This is a genomic window from Agrobacterium sp. M50-1 (assembly GCF_049843495.1).
Lineage (GTDB): Bacteria > Pseudomonadota > Alphaproteobacteria > Rhizobiales > Rhizobiaceae > Agrobacterium > Agrobacterium radiobacter.
The window spans coordinates 268,540-290,396 of the sequence record NZ_JBBHZH010000006.1; the positions used below are offsets into that span (position 1 = coordinate 268,540).

Annotated in this window: 20 protein-coding genes; 18 read left to right on the forward strand and 2 right to left on the reverse strand. The window is 60.1% G+C overall.

The genetic code is table 11. The annotated features are described in order from the left end of the window. The first annotated feature begins 6 nt into the window (after positions 1-6). The 16 genes from sdhD (at position 7) to WDZ78_RS16455 (ending at position 16,921) form a co-directional block, all read left to right on the forward strand. Positions 7-387 (forward strand): succinate dehydrogenase, hydrophobic membrane anchor protein, encoded by a 381-nt coding sequence (gene sdhD, locus WDZ78_RS16380; RefSeq protein WP_020010869.1) that lies wholly within the window; start codon positions 7-9, stop codon positions 385-387. Positions 388-394: 7 nt separating this feature from the next. After that, positions 395-2,236: a succinate dehydrogenase flavoprotein subunit gene (gene sdhA, locus WDZ78_RS16385; protein ID WP_425673603.1), complete on the forward strand. Its 1,842-nt coding sequence runs from the start codon at positions 395-397 to the stop codon at positions 2,234-2,236. Between the two features lie 2 nt (positions 2,237-2,238). Then, positions 2,239-2,574, forward strand: a complete 336-nt coding sequence (locus WDZ78_RS16390) for a succinate dehydrogenase (protein WP_080853028.1) — start codon at positions 2,239-2,241, stop codon at positions 2,572-2,574. 9 nt (positions 2,575-2,583) lie between these two features. Beyond that, entirely contained in the window at positions 2,584-3,363 is a 780-nt protein-coding gene (locus WDZ78_RS16395) for a succinate dehydrogenase iron-sulfur subunit (RefSeq protein WP_003523509.1), read from the forward strand. Between the two features lie 205 nt (positions 3,364-3,568). After that, positions 3,569-4,111 carry a protease inhibitor Inh/omp19 family protein gene (locus WDZ78_RS16400; protein ID WP_003504986.1) on the forward strand — a complete coding sequence of 181 codons (543 nt, stop codon included), beginning with the start codon at positions 3,569-3,571 and terminating at the stop codon, positions 4,109-4,111. 92 nt (positions 4,112-4,203) lie between these two features. Next, a complete protein-coding gene (gene zapE, locus WDZ78_RS16405) occupies positions 4,204-5,367 on the forward strand; it encodes a cell division protein ZapE (RefSeq protein ID WP_020010871.1) in 1,164 nt (387 codons plus the stop codon). 178 nt (positions 5,368-5,545) lie between these two features. Next, complete coding sequence (gene mdh / locus WDZ78_RS16410) at positions 5,546-6,508, forward strand: malate dehydrogenase (protein ID WP_003504984.1); 963 nt, start codon at positions 5,546-5,548, stop codon at positions 6,506-6,508. A gap of 31 nt (positions 6,509-6,539) precedes the next feature. Next, the gene (gene sucC, locus WDZ78_RS16415; RefSeq protein WP_020010873.1) at positions 6,540-7,733 is read left to right on the forward strand and encodes an ADP-forming succinate--CoA ligase subunit beta; all 1,194 of its coding nucleotides are present in this window, start codon (positions 6,540-6,542) and stop codon (positions 7,731-7,733) included. Between the two features lie 18 nt (positions 7,734-7,751). Beyond that, positions 7,752-8,654, forward strand: a complete 903-nt coding sequence (gene sucD, locus WDZ78_RS16420) for a succinate--CoA ligase subunit alpha (protein WP_003504982.1) — start codon at positions 7,752-7,754, stop codon at positions 8,652-8,654. Positions 8,655-8,829: 175 nt separating this feature from the next. Further along, positions 8,830-11,826, forward strand: a complete 2,997-nt coding sequence (locus tag WDZ78_RS16425) for a 2-oxoglutarate dehydrogenase E1 component (protein ID WP_020010874.1) — start codon at positions 8,830-8,832, stop codon at positions 11,824-11,826. 53 nt (positions 11,827-11,879) lie between these two features. Then, a complete protein-coding gene (gene odhB, locus WDZ78_RS16430) occupies positions 11,880-13,112 on the forward strand; it encodes a 2-oxoglutarate dehydrogenase complex dihydrolipoyllysine-residue succinyltransferase (protein ID WP_425673604.1) in 1,233 nt (410 codons plus the stop codon). 69 nt (positions 13,113-13,181) lie between these two features. Then, the gene (locus WDZ78_RS16435) at positions 13,182-13,595 is read left to right on the forward strand and encodes an MAPEG family protein (RefSeq protein WP_020010876.1); all 414 of its coding nucleotides are present in this window, start codon (positions 13,182-13,184) and stop codon (positions 13,593-13,595) included. Between the two features lie 14 nt (positions 13,596-13,609). After that, positions 13,610-14,254, forward strand: coding sequence for a LysE family translocator (locus WDZ78_RS16440; protein WP_020010877.1), 645 nt, complete (start codon positions 13,610-13,612; stop codon positions 14,252-14,254). Between the two features lie 64 nt (positions 14,255-14,318). Continuing rightward, on the forward strand, positions 14,319-15,725 hold the full coding sequence (gene lpdA / locus WDZ78_RS16445; RefSeq protein ID WP_425673605.1) for a dihydrolipoyl dehydrogenase: 1,407 nt from the start codon (positions 14,319-14,321) through the stop codon (positions 15,723-15,725). Between the two features lie 127 nt (positions 15,726-15,852). Beyond that, positions 15,853-16,353, forward strand: a complete 501-nt coding sequence (locus WDZ78_RS16450; RefSeq protein WP_425673606.1) for a cytochrome b — start codon at positions 15,853-15,855, stop codon at positions 16,351-16,353. Positions 16,354-16,432: 79 nt separating this feature from the next. Further along, positions 16,433-16,921, forward strand: coding sequence for a DUF2867 domain-containing protein (locus WDZ78_RS16455; protein WP_425673607.1), 489 nt, complete (start codon positions 16,433-16,435; stop codon positions 16,919-16,921). Here WDZ78_RS16455 and WDZ78_RS16460 read toward each other — a convergent pair. Further along, positions 16,905-18,005 (reverse strand): TraB/GumN family protein, encoded by a 1,101-nt coding sequence (locus WDZ78_RS16460; protein WP_425673608.1) that lies wholly within the window; start codon positions 18,003-18,005, stop codon positions 16,905-16,907. The two genes, WDZ78_RS16455 and WDZ78_RS16460, sit on opposite strands and share 17 nt — an antisense overlap. An 80-nt stretch (positions 18,006-18,085) precedes the next feature. Continuing rightward, complete coding sequence (locus tag WDZ78_RS16465; protein ID WP_077998708.1) at positions 18,086-19,033, reverse strand: tyrosine recombinase XerC; 948 nt, start codon at positions 19,031-19,033, stop codon at positions 18,086-18,088. A 121-nt stretch (positions 19,034-19,154) separates the two neighbouring features. On the opposite strand from WDZ78_RS16465, the gene WDZ78_RS16470 reads away from it, so the two are divergent. Further along, on the forward strand, positions 19,155-21,371 hold the full coding sequence (locus WDZ78_RS16470) for a primosomal protein N' (protein WP_425673609.1): 2,217 nt from the start codon (positions 19,155-19,157) through the stop codon (positions 21,369-21,371). A 79-nt stretch (positions 21,372-21,450) separates the two neighbouring features. After that, positions 21,451-21,837 (forward strand): phage infection protein, encoded by a 387-nt coding sequence (locus WDZ78_RS16475; protein ID WP_020010884.1) that lies wholly within the window; start codon positions 21,451-21,453, stop codon positions 21,835-21,837. The last annotated feature ends 20 nt before the right edge of the window (positions 21,838-21,857 follow it).

The window sequence follows — 21,857 nt, forward strand, 5'->3', positions numbered from 1 at the left end:
TTTTTCATGGATATGCGTACACCTCTCGGAAAGGTCCGCGGCCTCGGCTCCGCCAAGGAAGGCACCGACCATTTCTGGCGTCAGCGCGTGACTGCGGTCGCCAACGTTCCGCTGCTCCTCTTCTTTGTGGTCTTTCTCATTAAATATGCCGGCGCGCCCTATCCGGAAGTCGTCGCGGCGCTGTCGAACCCGCTCGTCGCGGTCATCATGGCTCTGGTGCTGGTCTCCGGCCTCATTCACATGAAGCTCGGCATGCAGGTCATCATCGAAGACTACGTTCACGCCGAGGTTTCGAAGCTCGTTCTTCTGATGCTCAATATGTTTTTCGCGATTTTGATTGGCGGTCTTTCCATCTTCGCCATTCTGAAAATCGCATTCGCAGGATAAGTCCGCCATGGCATCGATCAGTTCACCTTCCCAGAATGGCAAGGCCTACACCTATGTCGATCACTCCTATGACGTGATCGTGGTGGGCGCCGGTGGCGCGGGTCTGCGCGCAACGCTCGGCATGGCGGAACAGGGTTTCCGCACGGCCTGCATCACCAAGGTTTTCCCGACGCGCTCCCACACGGTTGCCGCGCAGGGCGGCATCGCCGCCTCGCTCACCAACATGACGCCCGACTGTTGGCAGTGGCACCTTTACGACACCGTAAAGGGCTCCGACTGGCTGGGTGACGTTGATGCGATGCAATATCTCGCCATGGAAGCGCCGAAGGCGGTCTATGAGCTTGAGCATTACGGCGTGCCTTTCTCGCGTAACGAAGAAGGCAAGATCTACCAGCGCCCCTTCGGTGGCCATATGCAGAATTACGGTGAAGGCCCGCCGGTGCAGCGCACCTGCGCCGCTGCTGACCGTACCGGCCACGCCATTCTGCACACGCTTTACGGTCAGTCGCTGCGCAACAATGCGGAATTCTTCATCGAATATTTCGCGCTCGACCTCATCATGTCTCCGGATGGCCGCTGCACCGGCGTTGTCGCCTGGAACCTCGATGACGGCACGATCCATCGCTTTGCCGCCAAGATGGTGGTTCTGGCGACCGGTGGTTACGGCCGCGCCTATTTCTCGGCGACATCCGCCCACACCTGCACCGGCGACGGCGGCGGCATGATTGCCCGTGCCGGCCTGCCGCTTCAGGACATGGAATTCGTGCAGTTCCACCCCACCGGCATTTATGGCGCAGGCTGCCTCATTACCGAAGGCGCGCGCGGCGAAGGCGGTTATCTCGTCAACTCCGAAGGCGAGCGCTTCATGGAGCGTTATGCGCCTTCGGCAAAAGACCTTGCCTCGCGTGACGTTGTCTCGCGCTGCATGACGATGGAAATCCGTGAAGGCCGCGGCGTCGGCAAGAACAAGGATCACATCTTCCTGCATCTCGACCACCTCGATCCGGCGATCCTGCACGAGCGTCTTCCGGGCATTTCCGAAAGCGCCAAGATTTTCGCCGGCGTCGATGTGACGCGCGAGCCGATCCCGGTTCTGCCGACCGTTCACTACAATATGGGCGGCATTCCGACCAACTATTGGGGTGAAGTGCTGAACGCCAACGCCGACAACCCGGAACGCATCGCGCCCGGCCTGATGGCTGTCGGCGAAGCCGGCTGCGCCTCGGTTCACGGCGCCAACCGCCTCGGCTCCAACTCTCTGATCGACCTCGTGGTCTTCGGCCGCGCCGCCGCGATCCGCGCCGCTCAGGTCATCAATCGTGGCGAGGCTGTTCCCGCTCTCGATACGGCTGCCTGCGACAAGATCATGGAGCGCTTCAACGGCCTGCGTTATGCCAATGGCTCGACGCCGACGGCGGTGCTGCGCGACAAGATGCAGCGCGCCATGCAGGACGACGCGGCCGTGTTCCGCACGCAGGAGTCGCTGGAAAGCGGTTGCCAGCGTCTTTCCGCCATCTGGAAGGAACTGCCTGACGTCAAGGTCACCGACCGTTCGATGGTCTGGAACTCCGATCTGGTCGAGACGCTCGAGCTGCACAACCTCATGGCCAATGCGATCACCACGGTCTATGGCGCGGAAGCGCGCAAGGAAAGCCGCGGTTCGCACGCCCGCGAGGATTTCGTCGACGGTCCGTTCGCCGGTCGCGACGACGTGAACTGGCGCAAGCACACGCTTGCCTGGGTCAGCCCGGAAGGTGACGTCAAGCTCGACTATCGCCCTGTTCACACCGACCTCATCGCTGACGGCATCGATCCCAAAAAGATCGAGCCGAAGGCGCGAGTATATTGATCATGGGAAAGCGCATCGGTCTTGTTTTTTTGATTGGTGTTCTAGCGGCTGCCGCACCTGCGGTGGCTGCTGAGCGCTACAAGTTGCGTGCTCCCGGTGGGAATACTGCTGCGGTTTTCAACGACGTCGGCGTCTGGAAAACCGCCAAAGCAGCGATGAATGCCCGTATCTCGGTTGGTAATCCGGTTACGGCGCAGAATTTGGAATGCGTCGCCAGACCTGGCACAAAAGCCGAGGTCATAAAGCGCGAAGGCTCGGTCGCTTATGTGCGAGCCAGCGACGCGCTGTTCGGTGGTTGCAAGGGTTATGTGAAGTCCGAATTCCTGTCGGCATACTAGGATTTTATCATGGTTGAACTCGCTCTCCCCAAGAATTCCCAGATCAGCGAAGGCAAGGTCTGGCCGAAGCCGGACGGGGCCAAGAATGTGCGCGAATACCGCATCTATCGCTGGAACCCGGATGACGGCCAGAACCCGCGCATCGACACCTATTATATCGATGTCGACGATTGCGGGCCGATGGTTCTCGATGCGCTTCTCTACATCAAGAACAACATCGACCCGACGCTGACGCTGCGCCGCTCCTGCCGCGAAGGCATCTGCGGCTCCTGCGCGATGAACATCGATGGCACCAATACGCTCGCCTGCACCAAGGGCATGGAAGAGATTAACGGCACGGTGAAGGTTTATCCGCTGCCGCACATGCCTGTCGTGAAGGACCTCGTTCCCGATCTGTCGAACTTCTACGCCCAGCATCGCTCCATCGAGCCCTGGCTGAAGACGGTTTCGCCGACGCCCGCCAAGGAGTGGAAGCAGAGCCATGAGGACCGCCTGAAGCTGGACGGTCTTTATGAGTGCATTCTCTGCGCCTGCTGCTCCACTTCCTGTCCCAGCTACTGGTGGAATGGCGACCGTTATCTTGGTCCGGCCGTTCTGCTGCAGGCCTATCGCTGGTTGATCGACAGCCGTGATGAGGCAACCGGCGAGCGTCTGGACAATCTCGAGGATCCGTTCCGCCTTTACCGCTGCCACACCATCATGAACTGCGCGCAGGCCTGCCCGAAGGGCTTGAACCCGGCCAAGGCGATCGCGGAAATCAAGAAGATGATGGTCGAGCGCCGCGTTTAAAGGCGATTCGCTGACGACAGAAAATCTAGCGGGCCGCGGTCTCGACCGTGGCCCTTTTTACAACCCGGCGTGGGAAAATTCGGTAAAAATCGACCGAAATGGTAATTATCCCGGCCATCGCTTGCGCAAGATAAGGCTTTGGTAATAATTCAGCCTTCTTGTTTGATCATGATCTTTCCGGAAGCGAGAGAATCGGGAGCTTGATATGCAATTCAGATATGTGGTGACGGGCCTTGCGGTTGTGATGACTCTCGCCGGTTGCCAACGTACCTCCTACGATTACAACAACAACACCAGCAACAATCCCGGTTATACGCCGCCTTTGCAGGCGCAGCCGGTGCCCTCCGTCCAGTCCGGCGCCCTGCCGCCGCCCGGTGGCGCCACCGGCAGCCAGTTCCCTTCGGCACCGGCCTCGGCGGCCCCTGGCGGAACCAATGTTGCTTCCGCCGCCCCGCCGGCAGCCGCACTTGACGTTACCAAGGAATCCATGGTCGGCAACTGGCGCGTTTCCAATGGCGGCGCCAATTGCGACATGTTCCTGACGCTCACCAATCTCGGCAGCGGCTCGCGTGGCGGCACGCGCGGTTGTGCGGGCGAGTTGACGGCGATGGGGTCCTGGGAAGTGTCCGGCAAGATGGTTCTCTTCAAGAACCGTTCGGGTGACACGATCGGCCGCGTCTACAAGAGCGCCGATGCGCGCTTTGACGGCACGACCAATAGCGGCCAGCCGCTCAGCCTCAGCCGATGAGTTTTTCCGGTGAAGCCGGAACGCTCTTTTCGCTCTAAGCCTGTTCATTCGTCGCGGGTGCCTTTGTGCGCCCGCGTCCGAGGCGTTTGTCCATGAAGCCTTTGCCTGATTACAATCATAGTGTCGTTGAACAGCTCAACGCATTGACGGCAGCTGGCACCTTGCAGGCCGATGCCGCCCAGCTAGGCGTGGCGGCGCATCTTGACCGTATTCTTGCCGATCTGAAGGCACGTAAGCCCGCCAAGAAAAAGAGCGCGCTCGGCTGGATGTTTGCGCGCAAGTCCGGGCCTACCGCCTCCGTCAAGGGATTGTATGTCTATGGCAGCGTCGGCCGTGGCAAGACGATGCTGATGGACATGTTCTACGAGATGGCGCCCGTCTCTTCCAAACGGCGGTGCCATTTTCATGAATTCATGGCGGATGTGCATAATCGTGTGCACGCGCATCGGCAGAAGCTGAAGAATGGCGAAACCAAACAGGCCGATCCCATTCCCCCCGTCGCGGCGGAGCTTCTGGCGGAAGCGGAGCTTTTATGCTTCGATGAATTCACAGTCACGGATATTGCCGATGCGATGATCCTCGCCCGGCTGTTCAGCGAACTCTTCGCCAATGGCTGCACATTGGTGACGACCTCGAACGTCGTGCCCGACAACCTCTACAAGGATGGTCTCAATCGGGGCCTTTTCCTGCCCTTCGTCGATCTGCTGAAGAAATATGTTGACGTGGTGACGCTGGACAGCCCCACCGACTACCGGATGGAGAAGCTGGAAAGCCTGCCGGTCTACGTTACGCCGCTTGATGGCTCGGCGGATCAGGCGATGGACATGGCCTGGCGGCATATGACCGGCGGTCATCTCGTTGCCCCAACGGAAATACCCATGAAGGGCCGCTCCATTCTGGTGCCGCGCGCCAGCGGCCGCGTGGCGCGCTTTTCCTTCTCGGACCTTTGCGAAAAGCCGCTTGGCGCTTCTGATTTTCTCGCCATAGCCAATCGTTTCGATACGGTCTTCATCGACCATATCCCGCTTCTCAATGCCGACAAGCGGAACGAAACCAAGCGTTTTATCATTCTCATAGATGCGCTGTACGATCACAGCGTCCGCCTTTTCGCCTCGGCTGCGGCCATGCCGGAAGACCTGCTCGGTAAACGCAAGGGAACCGAAGGTTTCGAGTTCGATCGTACCGCCTCGCGCCTGTTCGAGATGCGCAGTGCGGATTATCTGGCGCTTCATCACGAAAAGCGGCAGAAAGTTTGACACTTTCGTGACGTATTTTCTTACGTTTACGTAAGAAAATAATGATCTAAACGATTGAAAACATTCAGCACAAAAGAATCTGTTGCCAATTTTGGCTAATGGGGCTAATCGAAGTCCGACAATTTGGCTGCCGGTTTGGCGCGGTGAAATTGAATTGAAGCTCAAGAGGAAGCATTCGATGGCTCGCAAAAAGATTGCACTTATTGGTTCTGGCATGATCGGCGGCACGCTGGCGCATCTCGCCAGCCTGAAGGAACTGGGCGATATCGTCCTCTTCGACATTGCTGACGGCATCCCGCAGGGCAAGGGTCTGGATATTGCCCAGTCCGGCCCGGTTGAAGGCTTCAATGCAAAGCTCACCGGCGCTTCCGATTACGCCGCCATCGAAGGTGCTGACGTCTGCATCGTCACCGCCGGTGTTGCCCGCAAGCCCGGCATGAGCCGCGACGATCTTCTCGGCATCAACCTCAAGGTGATGGAACAGGTCGGCGCCGGCATCAAGAAATATGCCCCGAACGCTTTCGTCATCTGCATCACCAACCCGCTCGACGCCATGGTCTGGGCGCTGCAGAAGTTCTCCGGCCTGCCGAAGAACAAGGTCGTCGGCATGGCCGGCGTTCTCGACAGCGCCCGTTTCCGCCTGTTCCTCGCTGAAGAATTCAACGTTTCGGTCCAGGACGTCACCGCTTTCGTTCTCGGCGGTCACGGCGATACGATGGTGCCGCTCGCCCGTTATTCCACGGTTGGCGGCATTCCGCTGACCGATCTTGTCAAGATGGGCTGGCTGACGGCTGAGCGTCTTGAGCAGATCATCCAGCGCACCCGTGACGGCGGCGCGGAGATCGTCGGCCTCCTGAAGACCGGTTCGGCCTATTACGCGCCGGCTGCTTCGGCAATCGAAATGGCTGAATCCTACCTCAAGGACAAGAAGCGCGTCCTGCCCGCCGCTGCCCACCTCTCGGGTCAGTATGGCGTTGATGACATGTATGTCGGCGTTCCCACCATCATCGGCGCCGGCGGTATCGAGCGCATCATCGAGATCGAACTGAACAAGGAAGAAGAAGCCGCCTTCCAGAAATCCGTCGGCGCCGTCGCTGGTCTTTGCGAAGCCTGCGTCAACATCGCTCCGTCGCTGAAGTAATAGCCTAGCGGCTCCAAACAGGGATTATTCCATGAATATTCACGAATATCAGGCCAAGGCTCTTCTGAAGGGCTACGGCGCGCCGGTTGCTGAAGGCGTCGCCATTCTCAAGGTCGAAGAAGCCGAAGCTGCCGCAAAGCAGCTTCCCGGCCCGCTTTACGTCGTCAAGAGCCAGATTCACGCCGGCGGTCGCGGCAAGGGCAAGTTCAAGGAACTTGGCCCCGACGCCAAGGGCGGCGTTCGCCTGGCAAAGTCGATCGACGAAGTCGTTTCCCACGCCAAGGACATGCTCGGCAACACGCTGGTAACGGCGCAGACGGGCGACGCCGGCAAGCAGGTCAACCGCCTCTACATTGAAGACGGTGCGGACATTGCCCGCGAGCTTTACTGCTCTCTGCTGGTTGACCGTTCCGTCGGTCAGGTCGCTTTCGTGGTTTCCACCGAAGGCGGCATGGATATCGAGGCTGTCGCCCACGACACGCCCGAGAAGATCCACACCATCGCCATCAACCCGGAAAAGGGTGTGAGCGACGCCGATGTTGCCGCGATCTCCACGGCTCTCGAGCTTGATGGTGTTGCAGCCGAAGACGCCAAGGCGCTGTTCCCGATCCTCTACAAGGCCTTCAACGAGAAGGACATGGCTCTCCTCGAGGTCAACCCGCTGATCGTCATGGAAAATGGCCATCTGCGCGTTCTCGACGCCAAGATGTCCTTCGATGGCAACGCGCTGTTCCGCCATGACGACGTCAAGGCGCTGCGCGACGAGACCGAAGAAGACGCCAAGGAAATCGAAGCCTCCAAGTGGGACCTCGCTTACGTTGCGCTCGATGGCAACATCGGCTGCATGGTCAATGGTGCCGGTCTCGCCATGGCGACGATGGACATCATCAAGCTTTACGGCAAGGAGCCGGCAAACTTCTGTGACGTCGGCGGCGGCGCCGGCAAGGAGAAGGTTGCTGCAGCCTTCAAGATCATCACGGCTGACCCGAAGGTCGAGGGCATCCTCGTCAACATCTTCGGCGGCATCATGAAGTGCGACGTCATCGCCGAAGGCGTGATCGCAGCCGTCAAGGAAGTCGGTCTCAAGGTTCCGCTCGTCGTGCGCCTCGAAGGCACGAATGTCGAGCTTGGCAAGAAGATCCTCAACGAGTCCGGCCTTGCGATCACCGCGGCTGACGATCTCGACGATGCGGCGAAGAAGATCGTCGCAGCGGTGAACGGCTAATTTGAAGGACCGGATATAATGTCGATTCTCGTCAATAAAGACACCAAGGTCCTCGTACAGGGCCTGACCGGCAAGACCGGCACCTTCCACACCGAACAGGCGCTTGCCTATTACGGCACGCAGATGGTCGGTGGTATTCACCCGAAGAAGGGTGGCGAAACCTGGACCGGTTCCAAGGGCGAAAGCCTGCCGATCTTTGCAACAGTTGCCGAAGCCAAGGAAAAGACCGGTGCAGACGCATCCGTGATCTACGTTCCGCCGGCAGGTGCTGCGGACGCCATCATCGAAGCCATCGAGGCCGAGATCCCGTTCATCACCTGCATCACCGAAGGTATTCCGGTGATGGACATGGTGCGCGTCAAGGCTCGCCTCGACCGTTCCAAGTCGCGCCTGCTCGGCCCGAACTGCCCGGGTATCCTAACGCCGGAAGAATGCAAGATCGGCATCATGCCGGGCTCCATCTTCCGCAAGGGTTCGGTCGGTATCGTTTCGCGTTCGGGCACGCTGACCTATGAGGCCGTGTTCCAGACCTCCAACGAAGGCCTCGGCCAGACCACGGCTGTCGGCATCGGCGGTGACCCGGTCAAGGGCACCGAGTTCATCGACGTGCTGGAAATGTTCCTCGCTGACGAAGCCACCCAGTCGATCATCATGATCGGCGAAATCGGCGGCTCGGCTGAAGAAGATGCGGCACAGTTCCTGATCGACGAAGCCAAGAAGGGCCGCAAGAAGCCGATGGCCGGCTTCATCGCAGGCCGTACGGCTCCGAAGGGCCGCACCATGGGCCACGCCGGCGCTGTTGTTTCCGGCGGCAAGGGCGATGCGGAATCCAAGATCGCGGCCATGGAAGCGGCTGGCATCAAGGTTTCGCCTTCCCCGGCGCGCCTCGGCAAGACGCTGGTTGAAGTCCTCAAGGGCTGAGACCACATGACATCGGTGCGGGCGGCGCGGCTTTGATGCCTCGCTGCCCGATGCCGCAAGAAGACAGACAGACGGCATACCGCCCCCGGCGGCAGACAGCAGTAATCAAAGCGGCAGGCCGGCGAACGGCCCTAACGGCATCGAGGAGGCGGACGGATAAGTCCGCAAGAACACAATGGCAAGGCAAGAAGCGAACGAGCAGTTTCAGATCACGTCGTTTCTGGACGGCGCGAATGCAGCCTATATCGAGCAGCTCTATGCCCGGTACGAAGAGGATCCCTCTTCCGTGTCGCCGGAGTGGCAGAGCTTCTTCAAGGCGTTGTCCGATAATCCGGAAGACGTGAAGAAGGCGGCCAAGGGCGCCTCCTGGAAGCGCGCCAACTGGCCGATCCCGGCCAATGGCGAACTGGTATCCGCACTGGACGGTAACTGGGCCACGGTCGAAAAGGCCATCGAGAAAAAGGTTCAGGCAAAGGCCGAAGCCAAGAGCGCCGACACCGGCAAACCGGTCAGCGAAGCTGAAGTGCTGCAGGCGACCCGTGACAGCGTTCGCGCCATCATGATGATCCGCGCCTATCGCATGCGCGGCCACCTGCATGCCAAGCTCGATCCGCTCGGCATTGCCGTTGCGGTTGAAGATTACAACGAGCTGTCACCGAAGTCCTACGGCTTCGAGGAAAGCGACTACGACCGCAAGATTTTCATCGATAACGTTCTCGGCCTCGAATATGCGACCGTGCGTGAGATGATCGATATTCTGGAGCGCACCTACTGCTCCACCATCGGCGTCGAGTTCATGCACATGTCCAGCCCGGAAGAAAAAGGCTGGATCCAGGAGCGCATCGAAGGGCCGGACAAGGGCGTCGCCTTCACGGCGGAAGGCAAAAAGGCCATTCTGTCGAAGCTGGTTGAAGCCGAAGGTTACGAGCAGTTCCTCGACGTACGTTTCAAGGGCACCAAGCGTTTCGGCCTTGATGGCGGCGAATCGCTGATCCCGGCGCTCGAGCAGATCATCAAGCGCGGCGGCCAGGACGGTCTTGAAGAAGTCGTGCTCGGCATGGCACACCGCGGCCGCCTTAACGTTCTTACCAACGTCATGGGCAAGCCGCACCGCGCCGTGTTCCACGAGTTCAAGGGCGGTTCGTTCAAGCCTGACGACGTCGAAGGTTCCGGTGACGTGAAGTACCACCTTGGCGCTTCCTCGGACCGCGAATTCGACGGCAACAAGGTTCACCTGTCGCTGACGGCCAACCCGTCGCACCTTGAAATCGTCAACCCCGTTGTCATGGGCAAGGCGCGCGCCAAGCAGGACCAGCTGGCCAAGACATGGGACGGCGACATCATTCCGCTTTCCGAACGCGCCAAGGTGCTGCCGCTCCTGCTGCACGGCGATGCCGCTTTTGCGGGTCAGGGCGTAGTTGCCGAAATTCTCGGCCTTTCCGGCCTGCGCGGCCACCGCGTTGCCGGCACCATGCACTTCATCATCAACAACCAGATCGGTTTTACGACGAACCCGGCCTTCTCGCGCTCGTCGCCCTATCCGTCCGACGTCGCCAAGATGATCGAGGCGCCGATCTTCCACGTCAACGGTGACGATCCGGAAGCGGTTACCTATGCGGCCAAGGTCGCGACCGAATACCGCATGAAGTTCCACAAGCCTGTCGTCATCGACATGTTCTGCTACCGCCGCTTTGGCCATAACGAAGGCGATGAGCCGGCGTTCACGCAGCCGAAGATGTACAAGGTCATCCGTGGCCACAAGACAGTCGCGCGCATCTATGCCGACCGCCTGATCGCGGAAGGTCTGATGAACGAAGGCGAATTCGAGAAGATGAAGGCCGACTGGCGCGCTCATCTCGAACAGGAATTCGAGGCAGGCCAGTCCTACAAGCCCAACAAGGCTGACTGGCTGGATGGCCAGTGGTCCGGCCTGCGCGCCGCCGACAATGCCGATGAGCAGCGTCGCGGCAAGACCGGCGTGCCGATGAAGCAGCTGAAGGAAATCGGCAAGAAACTGTCGACCATTCCGGAAGGCTTCAGCGCCCACCGCACGATCCAGCGCTTCATGGAAAACCGGTCGCAGATGATCGAGACTGGCGAAGGCATCGACTGGGCAATGGCGGAAGCGCTTGCGTTCGGTTCGCTCGTTGCCGATGGCCACAAGATCCGTCTTTCCGGTCAGGATTGCGAACGCGGCACCTTCTCGCAGCGTCACTCGGTTCTCTACGATCAGGAAACCGAAGAGCGTTACATTCCGCTTGCCAATCTTTCGCCGACGCAGGCCCGTTACGAAGTCATCAACTCGATGCTTTCGGAAGAAGCCGTTCTCGGTTTCGAATATGGCTACTCGCTTGCTCGCCCGAACGCTCTGACGCTCTGGGAAGCCCAGTTCGGCGACTTCGCCAACGGCGCGCAGGTGGTGTTCGACCAGTTCATCTCTTCGGGTGAACGCAAGTGGCTGCGCATGTCCGGTCTCGTCTGCCTGCTGCCGCATGGTTACGAAGGCCAGGGTCCGGAACACTCTTCCGCCCGTCTGGAGCGCTGGCTGCAGATGTGCGCCGAAGACAACATGCAGGTTGCCAACTGCACGACGCCGGCCAACTACTTCCACATCCTGCGCCGTCAGGTGAAGCGCGACTTCCGCAAGCCGCTGATCCTGATGACGCCGAAGTCGCTGCTGCGTCACAAGCGTGCGACGTCTTCGCTGGCCGAGCTTGCGGGTGAGTCCTCCTTCCACCGTCTCCTGTGGGACGATGCTGAAGTCATCAAGGACGGTCCGATCAAGCTGCAGAAGGATTCGAAGATCCGCCGCGTCGTCATGTGCACGGGCAAGGTCTATTACGATCTTCTCGAAGAGCGTGAAAAGCGCGGTATCGACGACATCTACCTGCTGCGTGTCGAACAGCTCTACCCGTTCCCGGCCAAGGCTCTCATCAACGAGCTTTCCCGTTTCCGCAATGCGGAGATGGTCTGGTGCCAGGAAGAACCGAAGAACATGGGTGCGTGGTCGTTCATCGATCCTTACCTCGAATGGGTTCTGGCGCATATCGACGCCAAGTACCAGAAGGTCCGTTACACGGGCCGTCCGGCTGCCGCCTCTCCGGCGACCGGCCTGATGTCCAAGCACCTGGCGCAGCTTGCTGCGTTCCTGGAAGACGCGCTGGGAGAGTGAGAACTCTCCCGCATCGCCCCGCAAAAAAGACACCCGAATAACGGAACTAGATCATGGCAACTGAAATCCGCGTACCAACCCTCGGCGAATCCGTCAGCGAAGCGACCGTCGGCACCTGGTTCAAGAAGGTCGGCGATACCGTCAAGGCCGACGAACCGCTCGTTGAACTCGAAACCGACAAGGTTACCGTCGAAGTCCCGGCGCCTGCCTCGGGCGTTCTCACCGAAATCGTTGCGCAGAACGGCGAAACCGTCGGCCTCGACGCCCTTCTCGGCCAGATCGCCGAAGGTGCTGCCGGCGCTGCGACCTCCGCACCCGCTGCCGAACCGGCAAAGCCTGCTGCTGCCGCAGCAGCGCCGGCACCTGCCGCCGCTGCTCCGGCTGCCAGCGCCATGCCGCCGGCGCCTGCCGCCGGCAAGCTGCTTGCAGAAAACAACCTGTCTGCCGACCAGGTCGACGGTTCGGGCAAGCGTGGCCAGGTTCTGAAGGGCGACGTTCTCGCTGCCGTCGCCAAGGGTGCTTCGGCGCCTGCCGCCGCTCCGGCTCCGGCCGCTGCACCTCGCCCGGTTTCGGCCGAGCAGGATCAGGTTCGCGAAGAGCGCGTGAAGATGACCCGCCTGCGCCAGACGATCGCCCGTCGCCTGAAGGATGCGCAGAACACGGCCGCCATGCTCACCACCTATAATGAGGTGGACATGAGCGCCGTCATGGACCTGCGCAACCGCTACAAGGACGTGTTCGAGAAGAAGCACGGCGTCAAGCTCGGCTTCATGGGCTTCTTCACCAAGGCCGTGACCCACGCGCTGAAGGAACTGCCCGCCGTCAACGCTGAAATCGACGGCACGGACATCATCTACAAGAACTATTGTCACGTCGGCATGGCTGTCGGCACGGACAAGGGTCTCGTTGTTCCCGTTATCCGCGATGCCGACCAGCTCTCCATCGCGGGCGTTGAAAAGGAACTCGGTCGCCTCGCCAAGGCGGCGCGCGACGGTTCGCTCGGCATGGCCGACATGCAGGGCGGCACCTTCACCATCACCAATGGCGGTGTCTACGGTTCGCTGATGTCTTCGCCGATCCTCAACGCGCCGCAGTCGGGCATCCTCGGCATGCACAAGATCCAGGAGCGTCCGGTCGCCATCGGCGGTCAGGTCGTCATCCGTCCGATGATGTATCTCGCGCTCTCCTACGATCACCGTATCGTTGACGGCAAGGAAGCCGTTACCTTCCTGGTTCGCGTCAAGGAAAGCCTCGAAGATCCGGAACGTCTGGTTCTCGATCTCTGATCGGTCTTGCTTTTCGTTTCGGCGGGGTTTCAATTGAGGCCCCGCTGAAATTCCATCAGGAGAGCGAACGTGCAGCCGACATTTCTTGCCGCTTCACCCTTTTTACCGCTGATCGGTCTCAGCGTCCTGCTGCTTGCGGTGCATATCATGCTGCAGGCCATGACGGCGACGCGGGAATTTGGGATGGACTGGAATGCCGGCCCGCGTGATGCGGAGAGGAAGCCTGAAGGCAGGTTCACCGGTCGGGCAGCCCGCGCATCGGAAAATTTTCGGGAAACCTATCCCGCTTTCATCGCGCTCGCCTTTGGTGTCATCATGGCCGGCGATCCGTCCGGGCTGGCACTCACCGGCGCATGGATCTGGCTGATCTGCCGGGTGGTCTATATTCCACTTTATCTGGCCGGTGTGCCCTATATCCGCTCGCTGGTGTGGCTCGGTTCGATACTCGGCCTTGCGCTGATGCTTTTCGTGTTGATGTTTTAGAGGTTGATTTTCCGATGCATCAGTATCTGATCGAACTTGCATCCCTGATGGCGATCTTCGCTTTCGCAATCGTTTCCCCCGGCGCCGATCTGGCAATGGTCATGCGTCAGGCGATGGTGCATGGGCGCAAGCAGGCCATCATCACCAGCTTCGGTGTCGGCACATCCCTGATGTTCCACGTCACCTATACGATCCTCGGACTTGGTCTCATCATTTCCCAGTCGATCTATCTCTTCAACATCGTCAAGTGGCTGGGCGTCGCCTATCTGATCTATATCGGCATCAAGGCGCTGCGCGCCGGCAAGACAGAATTGCCGACGGCTGAAGGTGAGGGCGGCGTTCGAGCCAAAAGCACACAGACCGGGCTTAAGGCCTTCACACTCGGTTTTGCCGCCAATGCGCTCAATCCCAAGCCGGTGTTTTTCTTCCTGTCGATCTTTTCGACGGTGGTTCATGCGCATACGCCCGTCACCATCAAATTCGGATACGGCCTCGTCATGGCAAGCTGCCTTATCCTGTGGTTCGTCGGGGTAAGCCTGTTCATGACGACGCCCCGCATGCGCGCCGCATTTCAGCGCGCCAGCCAATGGATCGACCGCACCAGCGGTGTGGTGTTCATCGCTCTCGGTATAAAACTCGCAACGGAAAAAGCGGCCTGAGTTTCAGGTCAAACGGAAGCAGGGCGGTTCAAAATCCTGCCCGCAATCAATCAGGAACAGAAACATGGCATATGATGTAGTTGTAATCGGTACGGGTCCCGGCGGTTATGTTTGCGCGGTCAAGGCGGCACAGCTCGGCCTCAAGGTCGCCGTCATCGAAAAGCGCGCGACCTATGGCGGCACCTGCCTCAATGTCGGCTGCATCCCGTCCAAGGCGTTGCTGCATGCATCCGAAACCTTTGCGCATGTTGCCCATGGCGTCGATACGCTCGGTATCGAAGTTGCCGCTCCGAAGCTGAACCTCGACAAGATGATGGGCCACAAGGACGGTGTGGTGAAGGCCAATGTCGATGGCGTTTCCTTCCTGTTCAAGAAGAACAAGATCGATGCCTTCCAGGGCACCGGCAAGGTGGTTTCCGCCGGTAAGGTTTCCGTCACCAACGACAAGGGTGAGACACAGGAAATTGAAGCCAAGAACATCGTCATCGCCACGGGTTCTGATGTTGCCGGCATTCCGGGCGTTCAGGTCGATATCGATGAAAACGTCATCGTTTCCTCCACCGGCGCGATCGCTCTTTCCAAGGTTCCGGAAAAGCTGATCGTTGTCGGCGGCGGCGTCATCGGCCTCGAGCTCGGTTCGGTCTGGTCGCGCCTCGGCGCGAAGGTCACCGTTGTTGAATATCTCGACAATATTCTCGGTGGCATGGATGGCGAAGTTTCCAAGCAGGCGCAGCGTCTGCTCGCCAAGCAGGGTCTCGATTTCAAGCTCGGCGCCAAGGTGACGGCCGTTGAAAAGACGGGCACCGGTGCGAAGGTGGTGTTCGAGCCGGTCAAGGGCGGCGCTGCCGAAACGCTGGAAGCAAACGTCGTGCTGATCTCCACCGGCCGCAAGCCCTACACCGAAGGTCTCGGTCTTGCGGAAGCCGGCGTCGTGCTCGATAGCCGCGGCCGCGTCGAAATCGACGGCCACTACAAGACCAATGTCGATGGCATCTACGCGATCGGCGACGTGGTGAAGGGCCCGATGCTGGCGCACAAGGCGGAAGACGAGGGCGTTGCGCTCGCGGAGATTCTCGCTGGCCAGCGCGGGCATGTGAACTACGACGTCATTCCGGCAGTCGTTTATACGCAGCCCGAAATCGCTTCCGTCGGCAAGACCGAAGAAGAACTGAAGGCCGCTGGCGTCGCTTACAAGGTCGGCAAGTTCCCCTTCACCGCCAATGGCCGCGCCCGCGCCATGCAGGTGACGGATGGTTTCGTGAAGATCCTTGCGGACAAGGAAACCGACCGGGTTCTCGGCGGCCATATCGTCGGTTTCGGCGCTGGCGAAATGATCCACGAGATCACCGTGCTGATGGAATTCGGTGGTTCTTCGGAAGATCTCGGCCGCACTTGCCATGCGCATCCGACCATGTCGGAAGCGGTGAAGGAAGCAGCGCTGGCGACCTTCTTCAAGCCGATCCATATGTGATCGGTTCTGGAACCCTTTGCTCCAACATTAAATTTCAGTTATCTGCCAAACCCCCGCTTGCCATGCAGGCCGGGGTTTTCCATACTTGCGCCATAGCCTGTCTAACCTTTTGATAAAAGGCAATAAAATGGCATTTTCAACTCAAGTTTCCTTTTCGGTTCCACAGCGCCTCATTCATTGGGCGATGGCGCTTCTGATCTTCTTCAACCTGTTGTTTCCCGATGGTATGGAACATGCCTATCGGCTGATGCGGCGGGGCGAGACACTGACGCCGGAGCAGATTTCTTCAGCCAATATCCACGCCTATGTTGGTTTTGCCGTGCTGTTTCTTGCGGTTCTGCGCCTCTGTCTGCGCTTCTTCCAGGGCGTGCCGCCGCATCCCGCCGAAGAACCGCGTCCGTTTCAGATCGCCGCGAAGGTTGCGCATTTCACCTTCTATGCCCTGTTCATCGTCCTGCCTCTGTCCGGTATCGCTGCTTATTATTTCGGTGCTCAGCCGGCCGGACAGTTGCATTCCGGTCCCTTCAAGGCGCTGATGTGGGTGTTGATCGCCGGTCACGTCGGCGCCGTTCTGGTTCACCAGTTCTACTGGCGCACCAATGTCCTGAAACGCATGACGCACGGCTAAGCGGCGGTTTGTCGCGTTCCCGGTTGTGCGGAAAAAGAGGAATGTGACCCTTGCCGCATAGCGCGGCGGGGGTTCAGGAATGCAGGAGATCGAAGACATATTGCCGGGCGCAGACTGGCGGGATCGCTATCAGGGAGAGATGGTGACGCCGGAGCCGTCCTCTCTGCATGTGAGCAGGCTCCTTCTCGATCATCCTCCGGCGTGGATCAGCAGCCTCATGTCGCTTCGAAACCGTGTCGTCTCGTTTTTCGGTTTAAGAACGGTCGAACTGGCCGCTGGCACGTCGGCGGGCGGTTTTCCCGTTCTTTCTTCCACCCGGGAGCGGACAGTGCTTGGCTTCGACGACCGTCATCTCGATTTCCGGATCGTTGTCGATCTAGAAGAGGAGGGGAACCGCCAGCTGGTGACTGTCACCACCATCGTCAGGCGCAAGAACATGTTTGGGCGGCTCTATCTTCTTGTCGTCGGGCCGTTTCACCGCCGCATCGTGCCGGCGACGATGCGGCCGTTCTGTGCCAATGTCCGGCCCGTCAGCATCGGGCGTGAGCGGGTCAGTCAACCCGCGTGAGCGTGAAACCCTGGGTGCGCAGAAGTTCGATAACGCCTTCCTCGCCGGGCAGATGCAGCGCGCCGACGGCCATGAAGACATTGCCCCTGGCAAGCTCGGGGGCTGCCCGCTCCGCCATGACGTGGTTGCGGTCGGTAATGATGCGCTGTTCAAAAGCGGCGTAGCCCTGTTCGTTTTCAGCCGCGGCCTTCTTGGGATCGAGGCTTTTCAGCATCGGCATGGTCATGCCGATATCGCCGGCGACGTAAAGATCGGTCATGGTCGTCATCACGTCATCCATGCGCTCCCCGAGCTCAAGCGTTTCGATCAGCGCCTGAAGATGAAATTCCATCGGCAGTTCGGACATGGCCGTCAGCTGCTCGACCATGGTTTCCAGCCCGACAAGGCGCTTGCCGTCCGCAATCGCATCTTCGGCCAGCTTCTTGTCCAGAAAGGAAAGGCCGGTCGCCTTGCGGGCGAATTCGCAGGCGGGAAGGGCGACGAAGCTCGAAAGCATCCACGGCTTCATCCGCGAAACGGCATTCAGCGGAATGCCGCGTTCCTTGAGGCCTTTTTCGAGGCGGGCGACATTTTCGGGCGACAGAATGTCGGTGATCGATTTGCCATCCAGAAACATGGTGAGCTCAGGCTTGCTCAGCAACGAGGTCGCGACCTTCTTGTCGTCAACGATTTCGTCCGACTCCACGATGACAATCGCGGCTTTTTCAAAGGCGGGGCTGGCGGCGGCAGGCATTTCGAGAACACGCGGATCGGTGACATGCATGGTGCCGAGAAGATAGGACGGAGCCATGCCTGCCTTTTCGATGCGCCAGAAATTGCCCTTGCCGTTCGGGATGGCGGCCGCTTCCTGTTCGATCTTTGCGAAGGCCTGCGGATCGGTCTTGCGCATTTCCACGAGAATGTCATTGCCCGTGCACGTGATCTGCTGCTGCTCTGCGGCTTCCGCTTGCCCCAGCGAAAACAGGGTCATGAGCAGGATTGCAACGGCCGTGACATGCAGGGCCGCAAGCAGCCAGAGCAGGGCATCGCCGGTCTTGCCCATCAGGGTGGCGGTGAGATTTTGTGGTCTTATCAGGCTGTGCATCGGTCCAATCCGGTTGTCCTTCGCTTATAGAACGGCGGCTTGGATGTCTGGTTAATGATTATGGTTAACCATTTCCTGCTTCATGCGCGCGGGTGGGCATTGTCGTAGATTTCCAGCAATCTTGCGGTATCGACACCGGTGTAGACCTGTGTGGTGGAAAGGCTGGCGTGGCCGAGCAGTTCCTGAATGGTGCGCAAATCCCCACCGCCGGCCAGAAGATGGGTGGCGAAGGAATGGCGCAGCGCATGTGGCGTGGCGTTTTCCGGCAGGCCGAAAGCGCCGCGCAGCTTCTGCATTTCCCGCTGGATGATGGCGGGCTGCAGCTTGCCGCCGCGTGCGCCGAGGAACATGGGCTCATCCGCTGACAGGGCATAGGGGCAGAGCTTCTTGTAGGCGTCGACCGCTTCCGTCACCACCGCCAGCAGGGGCACGATCCGCGTCTTGTTGCCCTTGCCGGTAATGCGCAGGCTGCGGGCACCGGGTGGGAAATCAGATGGCGTAAGACCCAGCGCCTCGGAAATGCGCAGGCCGCAGCCATAAAGCAGTGAGAGGACTGCCGCGTTGCGGGCGGCGATCCAGGGCTCTTCGTTCAATTGCGCCTCGGCAGTGGTGATTTTCAGCGCCTGCCGGTCGGTCAGCGGTTTCGGCAGGGATTTCGGCTGTTTTGGCGCGCGCATGGCAGTCGCGCCTGCCGCGTTGACGAGGCCCTTTTTCTGCAGGTGGTGCAGCAGGGAGCGCAAGCCGGCCAGATGCCGGCCGAGCGATCGCGCGCCCGCACCCTCCTTGCGCCTGTTGGCCAGAAAGGCGCGAAGGTCCACCGGACGCAGATCGGCTATGTCGCTTATAGCCGCGGGCTTGCCGATGTAACCGGTGAGGAAAGTCAGGAACTGGCGGGTGTCGCGCTCATAGGCTTCGACGGTATTGTCCGCAAGTCGGCGTTCGCCGGCAAGGGCGGTGAGCCAGGACTGGCGCTCGTTCAGGAGATCGGGTTCAGCAAATGTCAGGATTTCGGTCACACGGCGCTCCATTCCATGTCTCGAAACTATGCGCTTATGATCAGCATTTGGTTAAGAGGTGGACTTTGCAAGACGCGCCCACTACATCCGGGCGGTTTCCTTTTTCCTGTCGCCGGGGCATGGTCGCCACATCATGGCAAAAGATTCGTCCGATCTGTTTGGGGCTCTGTTCGACCCGCCGTCGCCCACGCGCACGGTGCCCGTTCTTGTGCCCATGCCGGCGCCCGGGCCCTACAGCTACGCCGTGCCTGAAGATATGGTGGTAGAAACCGGTTCCGTCGTTCAGGTGCCGCTTGGTCCCCGGCAAGTCTTCGGTGTGGTGTGGGACGATGCCGGCGAAAAGGGTGTCGATCCGAAGAAGCTGCGGCCCATCACCAAGAGTTTTGAATGCCCGCCGCTGAAGGCGGAGATGCGCCGTTTCATCGATTGGGTTGCCGCCTACACGCTTTCTCCGCCCGGTCTTGTGGCACGTATGGCGCTGCGTGCGCCTGCCGCCTTCGATCCCGAACCGATGATCGAGGGGTTGCGGCTGACCGAAGGCAGGCCGGAGCGCCTTACCCCCGCCCGCGAGCGGGTGATGGAGCTGGCGGCCGAAGGACACGGCTGGACGAAGAGCGGACTTGCCCATGCCGCCGGTGTCTCGACCAGCGTCATCGATGGCCTTGTCAAACAGGGCGTGTTTGAGACGGTTTTTCTGCCGGCGCCGCCTGTCGTCGCCGAGCCCGACCCAGACTATGTCGAGCCGCGCCTGGAAGGCCCGCAGAAACAGGCCGCGTCGGAGATACTGGAAGATGTGCGCAAGGGTGGTTTTCACGTCTCGCTCATCGATGGCGTGACCGGTTCGGGCAAGACCGAGGTCTATTTCGAGGCGGTGGCCGAGACGCTGAAGCAGGGCAAGCAGGTTCTCATCCTGTTACCGGAAATTGCTCTGACGGCAGCCTTTCTCGAGCGGTTTCAGGACCGCTTCGGCGCAAAGCCGGCGGAATGGCATTCGGACCTGTCACCGCGCATGCGTGAAAAGGTCTGGCGGCAGGCCGTCACTGGTGAAGTGAAGGTGGTTGCCGGTGCGCGTTCGGCGCTTTTCCTGCCTTTCGACAATCTCGGTCTCATCATCGTCGATGAAGAGCACGACCCGGCCTACAAGCAGGAAGACCGCGTCTTTTATAATGCTCGTGATATGGCCGTCGTCAGGGCGCGGATCGCCGAGTTCCCGGTCGTGCTGGTGTCGGCCACGCCTTCGGTTGAAAGTCAGGTCAACGGCAGTTCGGGACGTTACAATACCATTCACCTGCATACCCGTTTCGGCGATGCGGCGATGCCGGATCTGCATCTGGTCGATATGCGCCGCCATCCGCCGGAAAGGGGAGGATTTCTCTCACCCGTCCTGCTGCGTGGCATCGGCAAGACCATCGAAAAGGGTGAACAGGCGCTGCTCTTCCTCAATCGTCGCGGTTATGCGCCGTTGACGCTCTGCCGTGTCTGCGGCCACCGTTTCCAGTGCCCGCAATGCTCCAGCTGGCTGGTGGAGCACCGCTTCCGCAATCAATTGCAGTGCCACCAGTGCGGCCACAGCGAGCCGACGCCCGATCATTGCCCGGAATGCGGCACCTTCGATCATCTGGTGGCCTGCGGTCCCGGCGTGGAGCGTATCGCCGAGGAGGTGGAGAAACATTTCCCGGAGGCCCGCACCATCGTGCTCTCTTCCGATCTCATGGGCGTCAAGAGGTTGCGTCTGGAGCTGGAGGCGATCGTCAAGGGTGAAGCGGATATCGTCATCGGCACGCAGCTGGTCGCCAAGGGGCACAATTTCCCCCTTATGACGCTCGTCGGCATTGTCGATGCCGATCTCGGACTTGCCAATGGCGATCCGCGTGCGGCGGAGCGAACCTTCCAGCTGCTTTCGCAGGTGACGGGGCGCGCCGGGCGAACGGGGCGCAAGAGCCACGGTCTGCTACAGACCTATCAGCCGCAGCATCCCGTCATGCAGGCCATCGTTTCTGGCGATGCCTCGGCCTTCTACGAACGTGAGATCGTGGAGCGGGAAAAGGCCGTTCTGCCGCCCTTCGGGCGTCTTGCCTCGATCATCGTTTCCGCCGATACGCGCGGGGAGGCGGAGACCCATGCGCGGGGTTTAAGGGCCGCGGCCCCACAGGTTACCGGCATCATGCTGCTTGGCCCCGCGGAAGCGCCGCTTGCGCTCATTCGCGGCCGCTACCGTTTCCGCCTCCTGGTGCATGGGCGGCGCAATTCCGACATGCAGTCTTTTCTTCGTACGTTGCTGGCCAATGGTCCGAAGGAGCGGGGCAGCGTGCATGTGCAGCTCGATATCGATCCGCAAAGTTTCCTTTGAACTTCGCCGACGAGGCGTTTTCCCGCTGTCATGACCGTGTCATAACGCAGCAGGCAATCAAAATGATTTGGGGAACGAGATGGAGTTTTATTTTCCCGCCGAGTTCGGCGAGCAGCTGGCCTTCGGCGCGGCGGTGGTATCGGTCGTGATGGGCCTTTTTTTCATGTTTGCGCCGGGCATTACGCTGCGCGCCTTCGGTCTGCAGCCGGCTGGTGAGCGCAGGGACGGTTATACACTCGTGCGTTCGTCGCTTGCGGGGTTCTATCTCGGTCTTGGCGCTGCCGCCCTGCTTCTCGCGCAGCCTATGGTCTATCTCGCCTTTGGTGCGGCATTCGGCCTCAGCGTGTTCGGCGGCATTCTCTCCATATTGTCAGATGGTGGCGCAACCATGCGGAATTTCTTACTTCTGGTTGTACACTTTCTGCTGTCCGCACTCGCGTTGAGCTACGTGTTCGGGCTGGTCTGAGACGGGCTTTTTGGCTTTTG